Source organism: Microbacterium sp. (assembly GCF_036823965.1).
GTDB lineage: Bacteria > Actinomycetota > Actinomycetes > Actinomycetales > Microbacteriaceae > Microbacterium.
Map to the genome: position 1 here is coordinate 318257 of NZ_DAITBE010000002.1, position 13790 is coordinate 332046.

The 13790-nt window shown below is 68.6% G+C and carries 13 protein-coding genes; 9 read left to right on the top strand and 4 right to left on the bottom strand.

The genetic code is table 11. The annotated features are described in order from the left end of the window. Positions 1 to 8 precede the first annotated feature (8 nt). From V7Z82_RS05815 to glmM, 7 genes are all read left to right on the top strand, one after another. Entirely contained in the window at positions 9 to 1550 is a 1542-nt protein-coding gene (locus V7Z82_RS05815; protein WP_334148955.1) for an APC family permease, read from the top strand. A gap of 29 nt (positions 1551 to 1579) precedes the next feature. Beyond that, a complete protein-coding gene (truA, locus tag V7Z82_RS05820; RefSeq protein WP_334148958.1) occupies positions 1580 to 2428 on the top strand; it encodes a tRNA pseudouridine(38-40) synthase TruA in 849 nt (282 codons plus the stop codon). Positions 2429 to 2488: 60 nt separating this feature from the next. Beyond that, positions 2489 to 3379 carry a hypothetical protein gene (locus V7Z82_RS05825; RefSeq protein WP_334148961.1) on the top strand — a complete coding sequence of 297 codons (891 nt, stop codon included), beginning with the start codon at positions 2489 to 2491 and terminating at the stop codon, positions 3377 to 3379. 44 nt (positions 3380 to 3423) lie between these two features. Further along, a complete protein-coding gene (locus V7Z82_RS05830; protein WP_045279255.1) occupies positions 3424 to 4092 on the top strand; it encodes an endonuclease/exonuclease/phosphatase family protein in 669 nt (222 codons plus the stop codon). 207 nt (positions 4093 to 4299) lie between these two features. Further along, entirely contained in the window at positions 4300 to 4746 is a 447-nt protein-coding gene (gene rplM, locus V7Z82_RS05835; RefSeq protein ID WP_045279258.1) for a 50S ribosomal protein L13, read from the top strand. Between the two features lie 27 nt (positions 4747 to 4773). Then, a complete protein-coding gene (rpsI, locus tag V7Z82_RS05840) occupies positions 4774 to 5259 on the top strand; it encodes a 30S ribosomal protein S9 (protein ID WP_045279259.1) in 486 nt (161 codons plus the stop codon). A gap of 14 nt (positions 5260 to 5273) precedes the next feature. Then, the gene (gene glmM / locus V7Z82_RS05845; RefSeq protein ID WP_334148965.1) at positions 5274 to 6632 is read left to right on the top strand and encodes a phosphoglucosamine mutase; all 1359 of its coding nucleotides are present in this window, start codon (positions 5274 to 5276) and stop codon (positions 6630 to 6632) included. Between the two features lie 71 nt (positions 6633 to 6703). On the opposite strand, the gene V7Z82_RS05850 is transcribed toward glmM, so the two are convergent. Continuing rightward, complete coding sequence (locus V7Z82_RS05850; protein WP_334148967.1) at positions 6704 to 8176, bottom strand: hypothetical protein; 1473 nt, start codon at positions 8174 to 8176, stop codon at positions 6704 to 6706. Then, positions 8173 to 8958 carry a glycosyltransferase family 2 protein gene (locus V7Z82_RS05855; RefSeq protein ID WP_334148969.1) on the bottom strand — a complete coding sequence of 262 codons (786 nt, stop codon included), beginning with the start codon at positions 8956 to 8958 and terminating at the stop codon, positions 8173 to 8175. The genes V7Z82_RS05850 and V7Z82_RS05855 overlap by 4 nt, the downstream gene beginning before the upstream one ends. Positions 8959 to 9019: 61 nt before the next feature. Here V7Z82_RS05855 and V7Z82_RS05860 point away from each other — a divergent pair, with 61 nt between their 5' ends. After that, positions 9020 to 9463 carry a GtrA family protein gene (locus V7Z82_RS05860; RefSeq protein ID WP_334148971.1) on the top strand — a complete coding sequence of 148 codons (444 nt, stop codon included), beginning with the start codon at positions 9020 to 9022 and terminating at the stop codon, positions 9461 to 9463. 22 nt (positions 9464 to 9485) lie between these two features. Here V7Z82_RS05860 and V7Z82_RS05865 read toward each other — a convergent pair whose 3' ends face one another. Beyond that, positions 9486 to 10928: a polysaccharide biosynthesis tyrosine autokinase gene (locus tag V7Z82_RS05865; RefSeq protein WP_334148972.1), complete on the bottom strand. Its 1443-nt coding sequence runs from the start codon at positions 10926 to 10928 to the stop codon at positions 9486 to 9488. A 78-nt stretch (positions 10929 to 11006) separates the two neighbouring features. Continuing rightward, entirely contained in the window at positions 11007 to 12386 is a 1380-nt protein-coding gene (locus V7Z82_RS05870) for a polysaccharide biosynthesis tyrosine autokinase (protein ID WP_334148974.1), read from the bottom strand. Positions 12387 to 12505: 119 nt separating this feature from the next. Between V7Z82_RS05870 and V7Z82_RS05875 the strand changes: the two genes are divergently transcribed. Further along, positions 12506 to 13663 (top strand): hypothetical protein, encoded by a 1158-nt coding sequence (locus V7Z82_RS05875; protein ID WP_334148976.1) that lies wholly within the window; start codon positions 12506 to 12508, stop codon positions 13661 to 13663. Positions 13664 to 13790 lie beyond the last annotated feature (127 nt).

A 13790-nucleotide genomic window follows, 5' to 3' on the forward strand; every position in this document is an offset into this window, starting at 1 on the left:
TTCTGAACATGTCAGCAACGACGCCAATCCGCTTGGAACGACCCGACGGCAAGGGGCTGGCGACCGGCACACTGGGCCTCTGGGGATCGACCGTCATCGGACTCGCCTCCACCGCCCCCGTGTACTCGCTGGTCGCGACGCTCGGATTCGTCGTGCTCGCGGTGGGTGCGCAGGCACCGATCGCCTTCATCATCGCTTTCGTCCCGATGCTCCTCATCGCCTTCGCCTATCGCGAGCTCAACAACGCGGTGCCCGACTGCGGCACGACCTTCACCTGGGGAACGAAGGCGTTCGGACCCTGGGTCGGCTGGATGGGCGGCTGGGGCGTCGCGGTCGCCGGCATGGTCGTGCTCGCGAACCTCGCTCAGATCGCCTCGGTCTACTTCTGGTCGCTGATCGGATTCGACCTGGAGAACAACGACTGGCGCATCATCCTCGTCGCGGTGATCTTCATCGCCTCGATGACCTGGGTGAGCTGGCGCGGGGTCGAGATCGGCGAGCGCATCCAGAACATCCTCCTCGGCATCCAGTACCTCGCCCTGGCGATCTTCGTCGTCGCGGCGATCTGGCAGTTCGCCACCGGTGACGCCCCGAACGCGACGCCCTTCGACTGGGAGTGGCTGAACCCGTTCGCCTTCACCGACTACTCCGGCTTCATCGAAGCGATCCTGCTCGCCCTCTTCATCTACTGGGGCTGGGACACCTGCCTCGCCCTGAATGAGGAGACGAAGGACCCGAAGCGCATCCCGGGTCGCGCAGCGCTGCTGACCACGGTCATCCTGCTGTTCACGTACGTCACCGTCACGATCGCGGCCATGATGTACGCGGGCCTCGGCGAGACCGGCACCGGACTCGGCAACGAGGCCAACGCCGACGACTTCTTCCTCGCCATCAAGGACGGACTGCTCGGACCGTTCGGCTGGGTGCTCGTGGTCGCCGTGATCATCTCCGCGATCTCGTCCACGCAGACCACGATCCTGCCGACCGCCCGCGGCACGCTCGCGATGGGCGTCTACCGCGCGCTTCCTGCGAAGTTCAAGGACGTGCACCCGACGTACAAGACGCCGTCGTTCTCGACGATCGTGATGGGCGTGGTCGCCTCCGTCTACTACGTGGGCATGACCCTGATCAGTGACAACATCCTGCAGGACTCGATCCTGTCGCTCGGGCTCGCGATCGCGTTCTACTACGCGATCACCGGCTTTGCCTGCGTCTGGTACTTCCGCGCCGACATCTTCCGTTCTGCACGGGACTTCTTCTTCAAGGGGCTGTTCCCGCTGCTGGGCGCACTCATGCTCACCTACGCCTTCGTGCAGTCCGCGATCGACATGTGGGACGTGGATTACGGCTACACCGTGCTGTTCGGCATCGGTGGCACCTTCGTGATCGGCATCGGGTCGCTGGCCTTCGGCCTCGTGCTGATGTTCGTCTGGTACGCGTTCCCGCGAAGCAAGCGCTTCTTCCGCGGCGAGAGCCTCAACCGCGACACCGAGGTCATGGTTCCCGACGAGCCGAGCGTCACGATCCGGTCGATCGACGGAGGGATCTGAGCGCCGCGCTCGCGTCCTAAGCTTGCTTCGTGCGCATCCGGCTCGACATCGCCTACGACGGCACCCACTTCCGCGGGTGGGCCCGACAGCCGGCGCTCCGCACCGTGCAGGGGTCGATCGAGGACGCGCTCGCCCGCATCGTCGGCTCCTCGGTGCAGCTCGTGGTGGCCGGGCGGACGGATGCCGGGGTGCACGCCAGCGGGCAGGTCGCGCACGTCGACCTCGACGAGGCGCAGTGGGCCCGCATCGAGGCTCGCAACGGACGGGCTCCCCAGGATCCGGCTGCGACGCTCGCGGCCCGGATCCGCGGTGTGCTCGGCGCCTACTCCGACGTCACGGTGACGCGCACCTCGATCGCGCCGGAGGGCTTCGATGCGCGGTTCTCGGCGGTGTGGCGGCGGTATCGCTATCGACTCGCCGACCAGCGCTCGGGCTACGACCCGCTCCGCCGCGCCGACACGACCACGGTGCGCGGAACCCTCGACGTCGAGGCGATGGACGCCGCCGCCCGCACGCTCATCGGCCTCCACGACTTCGCGGCCTATTGCAAGCCCCGCGACGAGGCCACGACCATCCGCACGCTGCTCGACTACCGGTGGACGCGTGACGCCGACGATGTGCTCGTCGCCGAGGTCAAAGCCGATGCGTTCTGCCACAGTATGGTGCGCGCGCTCGTCGGCGCGTGCGTCGCCGTGGGGGAGGGGCGCCTCGACATCGGCGACCTCGCGGTGCTGCGAGACGCGCTGGTCCGCACGAGCGAGTTCAAGGTGCTGGCCGCGCGCGGACTCATCCTCACCGAGGTCGGCTACCCCGCCGACGAGCTACTCGCAGCGCGAGCCGAGCAGACGCGCGCTCGCCGAGACGATCCCCGCGACTGACGAGACCGTAAGCTGGCCCCACGGCGACCGTCTTCACTGAGGAACCGGGGGGTCTGTGCGATGGAACCGCTGGAGGGGAAGGGCAGCGCATTCGCTGACGCACTGCGAGCGGCGATCGCCGTGCGCGGGATCACGCTGGCCCGACTGCAATCGCAGCTCGTCGCGGACGGAAACCCGGTCTCGGTCGCGACGCTCAGCTACTGGCGTTCGGGCGACAGGCAGCCCGAAGGAGCACTCTCGCTCGGTGTCGTCGAGGGACTCGAGGATCGCCTCGGCCTCGTCCGCGGGCACCTGGCGAGCCTGCTGGGCCCGTCGACGCGCCTCGGTCCGGTCGCCCCGCCGAGGCTCCCGTTCGAGGGGGAACGCGAGCAGCGAGAGCTGAACGAGACCATCGAGGCGCTGCGGTCGGCACCGCAGGAATCGCTGCGTGATCTCTGCACCCACATGATGGTCAGCGTCGGAGAGGGCGGTGCGGTCGAGCGGGTGGTGACGCGCTCGCTCATCCAGTCGACCAAGGGGTCGATCTCCGAACTGCCGCTGATCGACATGTCGCCGGAGGAGGCCGACGTCGTGCCGATCATCTCCGACGTCATCGGCGGACGGATCGATCGCGAATACCTGCACCCCGGGCGGATGCTCTCGGGCGCCGTGATCGTGCTCGACGAGCCCATCTCGACCGGTGAGACCGCGATGATCGAGTACGCCGAGACGTTCCCGCCAGGGTGCCCGCCACGCCGGTCGGTGTGGCATGCGACGTCGCGCGCGGCTCGCGAGGTCGTGATCTGGGTGCGGTTCGACCTCGACCATGCACCGCGCTGGTGCGAGGAGTACGTCGAAAGCGACGCCGGCGACTCGGTCGTCGTGCGTGCGGTCAAGGCAGGATCGGTGCATGCGTTCAGGCACGGATTCGGCCCAGGCATCCTCGGCATCCGTTGGGGAGACGCCCGGTGATGCGGAGCCGGTCCACAGCTGTACCGGGTAGCGTGTGACTGGTCATGAAGGTCATCTCCTACAACCTGCGCAAGCACCGGGCAGCCACCGAACTCGTGGCACTGGTGGGACAGCACGACCCCGACATCCTGTGTCTGCAGGAATGCGATGTGCAGAGTCTCCCTGAGCGCATCGGCGAGCTGGTGCTCGCGGACGCGACGCAGGGAAACCGGCTCGGACTCGCGCTGTACTACCGGACCAACACCTTCCAGCTGCAGCACATCAGGGCGATCGAGCTCAAGAAGTCGCTGCACGATCGGATGCTGAAGCCGGCGCACGAGCGGGTGCTCGGCGCCCGTCTGCGCGACATCGATGACGGTCGCGAGATCGTCGTCGCGTCATTCCACGCCGCTCCATTGACAGCGCTGAACTCACTGCGTCGACACCAGATCCGCGCGGCGCTGACCGCGCTGGCGGAGCTCGGGGGAGACCTGCCGCAGCTCATGGTCGGCGACTACAACTACCCGGTGTTCAAGGAGAACCTCGGGCAGGCGGTCCGCGACCACGGCTACGCGCTCACGCTCAGCGACGACCACACCTATACGCGCTACCGCGTGTTCCGCGGCCACTACGACTTCGCGACCTCGGTGGGATTCCAGATCGACGGCATCACGACGCTGCCGCAGGCGTCGAGCGACCACCGCCCGATCCTGGTGACGGCGCACCCGGACTGAGCGGTCGCCCGTTTTTGAGGATCGGGTGTGGGTGGCGTATGCTGTCTCTTTGGTGCCGTTCCCACATGTGGGAATCGGTCTCCGTCCGAACGTGAGCCCTCCACTGGCGTGTTCCCGTCTCCACCAGCTCGATGAGCCGGAGGCGAAGAACCACCCCGGAGTGGGATTCACGAACTTCTCCGTTCGACACAAGAAAGCAGCACTATCGTGACGCGCACTTACACCCCCAAGGCTGGCGAAGTCCAGCGCGACTGGGTCGTCATCGACGCCACCGACGTCGTTCTCGGCCGTCTGGCATCGCACGCCGCTACGCTCCTGCGTGGCAAGCACAAGCCGACCTTCGCCAACCACATCGACTCGGGTGACTTCGTCATCATCGTGAACGCAGAGAAGGTCGCGCTCACCGGTCAGAAGCTCCAGAAGAAGCTGGCCTACCGCCACTCCGGTTACCCGGGTGGACTGAAGTCGGTCACCTACGCCGAGCTGCTCGAGAAGAACCCGGTCCGCGCTGTGGAGAAGGCCATCCGTGGCATGCTCCCCAAGAACAGCATCGGCCGCGCACAGCTGTCGAAGCTCAAGGTGTACGTCGGTGCCGAGCACCCGCACGCCGCGCAGCAGCCGCAGACGTACACCCTCGACCAGGTCGCCCAGTAAGCGCCGTAAAGACTTAAGGACATACTCGTGGCTGACATCCAGGACACCACCGAAACCCCCCAGAGCTTCTCGACCTCGACTCCCGAGACCGAAGCAGTCGAGGCGGCTCCCCGCCCCGTGCTGAGCGTCCCGGGCGCCGCAGTCGGTCGTCGCAAGCAGGCAATCGCCCGCGTGCGTCTGATCCCCGGCTCCGGCACGATCACGGTCAACGGCCGCACGATCGAGGACTACTTCCCGAACAAGCTGCACCAGCAGCTGATCAACGACCCGTTCACGGTTCTCAACCTCGCCGGCGGCTACGACGTCATCGCGCGCATCTCCGGTGGTGGCCCCTCGGGTCAGGCCGGTGCGCTCCGTCTCGGCATCGCTCGTTCGCTGAACGGCATCGACGAGGAGAACAACCGCGCGACCCTGAAGAAGGCCGGCTTCCTCTCCCGTGACGCTCGCGTCAAGGAGCGCAAGAAGGCTGGACTCAAGAAGGCCCGTAAGGCGCCTCAGTACTCGAAGCGTTAAGGTCAACTGCTCCGATGCCGATCTTTGGCACGGACGGCGTGCGAGGACTTGCCAACGGCATCCTCACCGCCGACCTCGCGCTCACCCTGGCCCAGGCGACTGCTGTCGTCCTGGGCCAGGGCCGTACTGCGGAGTCTCGCAAAGCCGAAGGCAAGCGTCTCACCGCAGTCGTCGCCCGTGACCCTCGCGTCTCAGGGCACTTCCTGACCGCAGCGGTCGCTGCAGGTCTCGCCTCGTCCGGGGTCGACGTCCTCGAGGCAGGGGTCATCCCCACGCCGGCGCTGGCGTTCCTCGTCGCCGATCGGGACGCCGACTTCGGCGTCATGATCTCGGCGTCGCACAACGCCGCCCCCGACAACGGCATCAAGATCTTCGCTCGCGGGGGCCGCAAGCTTCCCGATGTCGTCGAACAGCGCATCGAAGAGGCCATGTCCGGCGAGATGCTGCGCCCGACGGGTGCCGGTGTCGGTCGTATCGACCGCTTCTCCGATGCCGAAGACCGCTACGTCGTGCATCTGCTCGGCTCGCTGCCGAACCGCCTCGCGGGCATCCACGTGGTGCTCGACTGCGCCCACGGCGCGGCATCCGGCGTCTCCCCTGAGACGTTCCGCGACGCGGGCGCCGAGGTCACCGTCATCGGGGCAGACCCCGACGGCTGGAACATCAACGACGGCGTCGGCTCGACGCACCTCGACAACCTCGCCGAGGCCGTCGTGCGTCTCGGTGCCGATATCGGCATCGCCCACGACGGCGACGCCGACCGCTGCCTCGCAGTCGATGCCGAGGGCAAGGTCATCGACGGCGACCAGATCATGGCGATCATCGCCGTCTCGATGAAGGAGCGCGGTCGCCTGACCGACGACACCCTCGTCGCGACCGTGATGAGCAACCTCGGTCTGCACGTCGCGATGCGCGAGCACGGCATCACGGTCCGTCAGACCGCCGTCGGCGACCGCTACGTGCTCGAGGACATGAACGCGGGCGGCTACGCACTCGGCGGCGAGCAGTCCGGTCACGTCATCATGAGCGAGTACGCGACCACGGGCGACGGCCTGCTGACCGGTCTGCACCTGGTCGCCGAGATGGCCCGCCAGAACAAGACGGCAGCCGAGCTCGCGGCCGTCATGACCGTGTACCCGCAGGTGCTGATCAACGTTCGCGGTGTCGACAAGGACCGCGTCGCAGACGACGAGGTCGTGCAGGAGGCTGTGCGCTCGATCGAGACCGAGCTCGGCGACACCGGACGGGTGCTGCTGCGCAAGTCCGGCACCGAGCCGCTCGTCCGAGTCATGGTCGAAGCCGCCGACGCGGAGTCCGTGCAGACCTACGCCGAACGCCTCGCGGACGTCGTGCTGGAGCGCCTCGCGCTCTGACGCGCCGACATCGAACGAAACCGGCCGGCCGCTGATTCAGCGACCGGCCGGTTCGACGTTGCGGGGTCCGATCACGGTGCCGCGCAGATGCGGTATCCGTTGTGGCTCTGCGCCAATGCGGGGCTGACGCCCTCCGCCACGGTCTCCGTGCTGCACTCGCCGGCGGTGAGCCGCGGCGTGTCCTGCATCGAGGGGGCATCGAACAGGCCGGCGTGCGCACCGGTGAGCACGATGATCGACATGGCGGAACCCCAGGGTTCGGCTGCGAGCCAGTCCTCGTCGTTCTCGGTCGCCCATTCGGCCAGCGGGGCCGCTGCAGCTCGCTGGTCGTCGAGGGTCTCACCGCCGGCCTGCAGCGTCGTGGTGACGTGCATGGCGCCGCCGACCGTGACGATCGCGAGCAGCGCGGCACCGGCTGCTGCAGCGATCCGCGCCGTCGTCCTCTCCGGCATCCGCTGCACCGCCCAGATCGCGACGGCGGCGAGCACGGGCACGAAGGCGAGGATGCCGACGGCCGGGTGCCGGATCCAGAGGGGGAGGTGGGAGGCGGTCGACCACCAGAGCACGAAGGTGAGCGCGCCGACAGCAGCCGTGGTCGCGTACATGCGCACCAGGCGGTCGGCCGGACGAGGGTCACGGCGCGCGACCACGACGCCGGTGACCACCAGTCCAGCGAGCAGGACGAGCGCCAGTGCAGCGACGAATCCGGGCAGGGACCACGAGCCGGCGAGCGTCGTGAGCTTCTCCGGCACGGTCGTCGCAGCCACCTGGCCGCCGCTGCGGACGAAGCGGGCGAGTTCGCGGAGGTGTTCGATGAATCCACCGATGCCGAAGGTGAACAGCGCGGCGAGTTCGAACAGGAACGTCGGCAGCGCGACGAATGCGAGTGGCAGCCACGACCGGCGCAGGGCATTTCGCACACGAGCCCAGCCCTGACCGTCGGCGAGCACCCACAGGGCGACGGCGAAGGCGGGGAGCGCGAGCAATGCGATGAGCTTCGCCTGCACGGCGAGCCCGACCAGGAGTCCTGCGAGCCAGGCTCGGCGAGGAAGCACGACCAGCGCCCAGACGAGCAGGGCGGCTGCGGGGATCTCGCCGAGGATGTCGGCCGGTCCTTGGATCGGGGACTGGTTCGCGGCGGCGGTGAACGCGAGCGGCAGGGCGACGGCGAGCAGCGCTGCCCAGCGGCCGCCGATGCGTCGCCCGAGCACCGCGAGCCCTGCCAGCAGCAGCACCCAGTACGCCAGCGGGACGAGACGGGCGCCGACCACCGGATCGGCGCCGGTGGCGAGCACTGCCGCGATCGGCAGCAGCACGGCGGGGCCAGTGGAGATGCGCGCATCGAACAGCGTGATCGTCGAACCGGAGAGTGCGCCGTCACTGGCATAGCCGAGGCCTGCCAGCAGGTTGCGCGGGACGGTGAGGTTGAACGCTTCGTCCTCCCAGACACGCCAGACGACCAGGCTGTGCCAGGCGACGATCGCGTGACCGATCACGAGAGCGGCCGCGAGCGCCCAGAACAGGACGGTGCGTGCGCGGGTCATCGCGAGACCGACTCCGGTCGGTGGACGCCACGGAGCGGCGCTGCGGGACGCAGCGAGAGCTGCCATGCCTCGCCGAGCGCCGAGAGCGCGAACTGCCGGAGGCGCTTCGGCGGGAGGGCGACACGGGTGCCGCGGCCCCACATGGTCCCGGTCGCCGACGTGCCGCGACGCGGGATGCTGGCCACGCGCACATAGCGGACGACGAAGCCACCGCGCGCCTCGGCGAGCGAGAAGTGCACGTGCGGCACGCTCGCGTCGGCGGGGATCGCCTCGATCAGCGCGCGCAGCGCCGCAGGGCGGTATGCCCGCAGCGGCGTATTGACATCGGGGATGCGGCGTCCGGCCGGCACGGCGATCAACAGGCCGACTGCGCCAGTGAGGACCTTGCGATACCAGGGGTCGGTGCGCCCGTCGCGGACACCGTGCACGACATCGGCATCCTCCGACAGGAGCGCCGAGATCAGCCGCGGGAAGTCGGACCCCAGGAACTGGCCGTCTCCGTCGACGTGGACGAGCACGGCAGGATCCGCTGCGAGACCGGCGCGATACGCGGCGAGGGCGGTCGGCCCGTGGCCACGATTCTGCGGCTGCACCTCGACGGTCGCGTCGTCGACGCTGTCGAAGGCGGATGCCGTCGCGTCGGTCGAGCGATCGTCGGCGATGTGGAACGACACACGATCGGCGAGCGGTGCGACAGCGTCGCGGATCTCGTCGATGAAGCCACCGATGCCCTCGACTTCATTGAAGGCGGGCATCACGATGGCGAGATGGGAGATCGTCACGTTTTCCTCAGAAAGCAGCGCGTTCGGAGTGGGCACGCGCAGCAAGTAGCCTAGTCGAGACATGAATCAGACCTCTCGATTGCGGCGCTTCGCCGGCCTCGGCAGCCGCTTCCTGATCGTCGGGGGACTGAGCACCCTGATCGAGATCGGCGTCTTCAACCTGCTCGTCTACGTGTGGGGGTGGGACGTCGTCGCGGCCAAGATCGTGGCCTCGCTCGTCGCGCTGGTGAACGCGTACATCGGCAACCGCGAATGGACCTTCCGTCATCGCGACCGCCGGAGTCGGACCTCGGAACTCGTGCTCTTCGTGCTGACGAACGCCGTCTGCACGGCGATCGGCGCCGGCCTCGTCTGGATCGGCGTCGAGATGGCGGCGAGCATCCTCGGGCAGGCGCCGGGCGCGATCGCCGTCAACGCCGTCAACCTCGTCAGCATCGTGATCGTCGTCGCGATGCGGTTCGTGCTCTATCACTTCATCGTGTTCCGCTCGCCGGCGAAGCGCTGACGCCGCGCCGAGGGGGCCTTGGTCAGCCATTGCCTCGAGCCGCAGCACGACGCTTGGCCACCCTGCGTGCGGTCCGCGGGCTCGCGTCGCCGCCCAACTCGTGCGTCGAACCGTACGTGTAGGCGCCGTAGCCGTAGCTGTCCGGCCCCTTCGTCGGCAGCATCGTGATGACGAGCCCGAGCAGGTCGACGCCGGCGGTCGTGAGCGTGCGGATCGCCCCCTGCAGCTCCGGCTTGCGCGTCTTGCCGGAGGCCGCGGCGAGGATGAGCCCGCGCGTCTTCTTGCCGATCACCGCGGCGTCCGTCACCAGCAGCAGCGGCGGCGCGTCGATCAGGATGTAGTCGAAGTACTCCGAGAGCGTCGACAGCACCGTGTCCATGGCGGTCGATCCGAGCAGCTCGCTCGGGTTCGGCGGCACCGGACCGCTCGGGAGCACGTAGAGCTCGTTCGTGCCCCACTTGCGCAGCGCCTCCGACAGCGGCACCTGTCCGATCAGCACGTTGGTGAGGCCCACCCCGCCCTCCATCGCCATGTAGTCGGCGATGCGGGGCAGACGGAGGTCGCCGTCGATCAGGGCGACGCGCGCACCGGTCTCGGCGAGCGCGATGGCGAGGTTCGCGGTGGTGGTCGACTTTCCCTCGCCGGGGCCGGAGCTCGAGACGACGAAGACACGGGACTCCGCATCCACGTCGAGGAACTGCAAGTTCGTGCGCAGCGCGCGGAACGATTCGGCGCGGGGGCTGCGCGGGTCGGCGTGCACGATCAGCGGTCGCTTCGGTGCATCGGGGTCGAACGCGATCCCGCCGAGCATCGGGCGATCGGTGATCACCTCGAGGTCGTGCAGCGTGTGGATGCGGGTGTCGAGCACGGTCCGCAGCACAGCGAAGGCGATGCCGGCGGCGAGGCCGAGCAGTCCGCCGATGATCACGAGGAGCGGAATGTTCGGGCTGGATGGGCCGGTCGGAACCGCGGCGGGGTTCGTCACCGTGACGTGCACCGGGCTCACACCGCCCTCGACCGCCGGACGCTCGAGCGTGTTCTGCACCGCGTCGGTGAAGCTCACCGCGGTCTGGTTGGCGATCTTCGCCGCGCGTTCCGGGTCGGTGTCGGTGACGGAGATGTTGATCATGACGGTGTTCAGAGGAGTGCTCGCCGACACCTTGCCCGCGAGCTGACGTGCGGTGAGGTCGAGGCCGAGTTCTTCGATCACCGGGTCGAGCACCAGTGCGGTCCCGATGGTGTCGACGTAGCTCGTGACCATCTGCCGCGCGAACGTCGTGCCCTGCACGAGGTCGCCGGTCGCCGCTCCCTCCGTGCGCACGGAGACGTACAACTGTGTCGACGTGACGTACTTCGGCGCCTGCAGGTAGGCGTACGCGCCGCCGCCGGCGAGGCCGACGATGAGGAGCACCAGGATGACGATCCAGTTCTTCTGCAGGATACGGATGTAGTCGCGGAGCTCCACGTGGTCTTTCCCTCTGGTTGTCGTCGCGATCGGACGCGATTCGGATCAGTGTATGTCTGGCGCGCGGCAGCGCCCGGTCTATCCCGCTTCGGCGCCGTATCCGTACGCGCCGGCGAGGGCGCGGTCCGGGCCGCGGGTCGGCAGCATCGTCACGACGGTGCCGAGGACCTTCGCACCGACGTTCTCGATGTTGGTCACGGCGTCGCGCACCCGTGGGATGACCGACTTGCCTGCGGCTGTGACGAGGATCGCCCCCGAGGTGCGCCTGGCGATCACGGCGGCATCCGTGACCAGCACCACGGGCGGCGCGTCGATGAGGACGATGTCGAACGCCTCGCGGAGGTCGTCGAGCAGGCGTCCCATCTCGGCCGACCCCAGCAGCTCGGCCGGATTCGGCGGCACCGATCCCGAAGGGAGCACGAAGAGCGTCCCGCGGCCCCAGCGCTGCATCGCGTCGACGGCCGACAGGCGTCCGGCCAGCACCTCGGTGAGACCGACCCCACCCTCGATGCCGAAGTACTCGGCGATGCGGGGGAGTCGGAGATCTCCGTCGATCAGGGCCACCTTCGCGCCGGTCTCCGCGAAGGCGATCGCGAGGTTGGCGATCGTGGTCGACTTCCCCTCGCCCGGCCCGGCGCTCGTCACGACGTACGACGGCGTCTCGCCCGCCGGACGCAGGAACTGCACACTCGTCCTGAGCGATCGATAGGCCTCAGCCCGTGGGTCTGCGCCTCCCGCCGAGACGATCAGGGGACGCGCGCCGGCGGAGGCGTCGAAGGTCGTCGTGCCGAGCGCGGGAGCACCCGTCGCCTCTGTGGCGTCCTCGACGCTGCGGACGCGGGCGTCGAGCGTGGTGCGCAGGACGGTGAGGAGGATGCCGGCAGCGAGGCCGAGCACACCGCCACCTGCGAGGGACAGGGTGCGATTGGGTGCAGAGGCCGTCGTCGGCACGGTGGCCGGCTGGATCACGTCGACCCGCACGATGCTCGCACGACCTTCGGAGGGGCGCTCGAGCTGTTCGGCCACGACGGTCGAGAAGCTGTCGGCGACGGCGTTCGCGATCCTGGCGGCACGGCCGGGCATCGCATCGGTGACGGTGATGGAGATCGTCGTCGCGGCGACCGCGGCGGAGGCGGAGACGCGACCGGCGAGCTGGGCGGGCGTGTCCGTGAGACCGAGATCGTCGATGACCGGCTGCAGCACGATCGCGCTCGGGATGATCGTGACATAGCTCGTCACGGCCTGCAGCGCGTAGGTGCGGGCGAGGTTCAGCTCGGCGGTGGTCGGCGTGCCGGCGGCGCCCTGCGCCTGCCCGATCACGAAGACGTCGGCCGTGGTCGTGTACCGGGTCGGCGTCGTGATGGCGTGGAGGACGCCGACCGAGAGGCCGATGAGCGTCAGTGACACGATCAGCACGAGATTGTGCCGAAGCGCGCGCAGTGACAGCTGGATGTTCATGGCCCCCCACGACTTCAGATCCTTCGGCGGTCGCCGTATCCTTTCAAGACACTACCTGTCGAGCCTCCGGTATATTGCCGGTGGCCGTCGCGTGGCGCAACGGAACTTTGGGGGAACGCATGTCGAATGACGAGATCTTCGACCTCGACAAGACGCGTGACCGTTCTCGCCTGCGCGAAGCGGATGCCGCGGCGAACATCGGCGGACTCGATTCGCTCGTGGGACGCAAGCGCACGACGCGCGTCGCCGACGGTGCAGGTCATGACCTGCCGCGACTGGTCGCAATGGTCGACGCCGCTGCAGCTGATCGGGCTCCGATGCCGGTGGTCCCGTCGCCGTCGTCCACCCGCCGTCCGCAGCGTCGCATCGACTGGCTGAGCGTGCTCACCGGTGCCGCTGCCGTCGTCGCGGTGGCCGTCGCCTCGACGTTCACCGCTGTGCAGATCGCGAATGCGAGCCCCGCCGGTGACGCCGCGGCGCTGCTGCAGTCGGATGCGGAATCCCTGCTCTCCGCCGAGCTCGCCCTCGCGGCAGCGCGCCTGCGGGTCGAGGGGCAGGTGCAGACGGGCCTGGCGACGGCGCAGGCCTTCCAGGGCACACTCGCGACGCTCGCACCCGCTGAGGACGAGGATCCGTTCTTCGACAGCGCGACGGTCGACGCCGGGAATGCGACCGCGGCGCAGTACATCGCCGCGCTCCAGGCAGTCGCCCTGCCGGAGGACCTTCCCGAGTGGACGGAGCCGACGGTCGATGAGCAGTCGCTCTCGAGTGTCGCGACCGCTATCGACGAGGTGCAGGCACGCGCAGGTCTCGTCGACGAGCAGAACAGTGAGCTGCGATCGGTGCGGCAGGACATCGAGAGCGCCGCCGCCGGATTCACCACGGGTGTCGATGCGTTCAGAGCAGGTGTCGGTGCGAGTGCGCAGCGTGAACTCGACGATGCGCCGGACGCGAGGCAGGTGCTGCGGGATGCGGTGACGCTCGCCGCGACGACTGCCGGCGCTGCGGATCTCACCACGGAGGCCGGGGTCGCGACCCTGGTCGCGTATCGCGATGCGGTGCGTGCGCTCCGCGAGGGTCAGACGCTCGCAGACGAAGAGGCCGAGCGGCAGCGGGACGCGAACGCGAATCGGAACTCCTCGAACCGGACGCAGACTCAGACGCCGACCGATCCGGGGAGCGACACGACTCCGCCCACCGAGCCGACGACGCCGCCTGTCGACCCCGGCACCGACCCGGGCACCGACCCCGGCGCCGACACGGGCGACGGCGGCTGACGCGGCATCCGACCTGCGCGCGCTGTTTCGCTCATGTTCGTGAATTGATCCATCGTTCAGTCATTCTTCGTCGCAGTCCGCGCGAAACCGGCATTCCAGCATTCCGCTTCTCCACCGGTGTGTCACG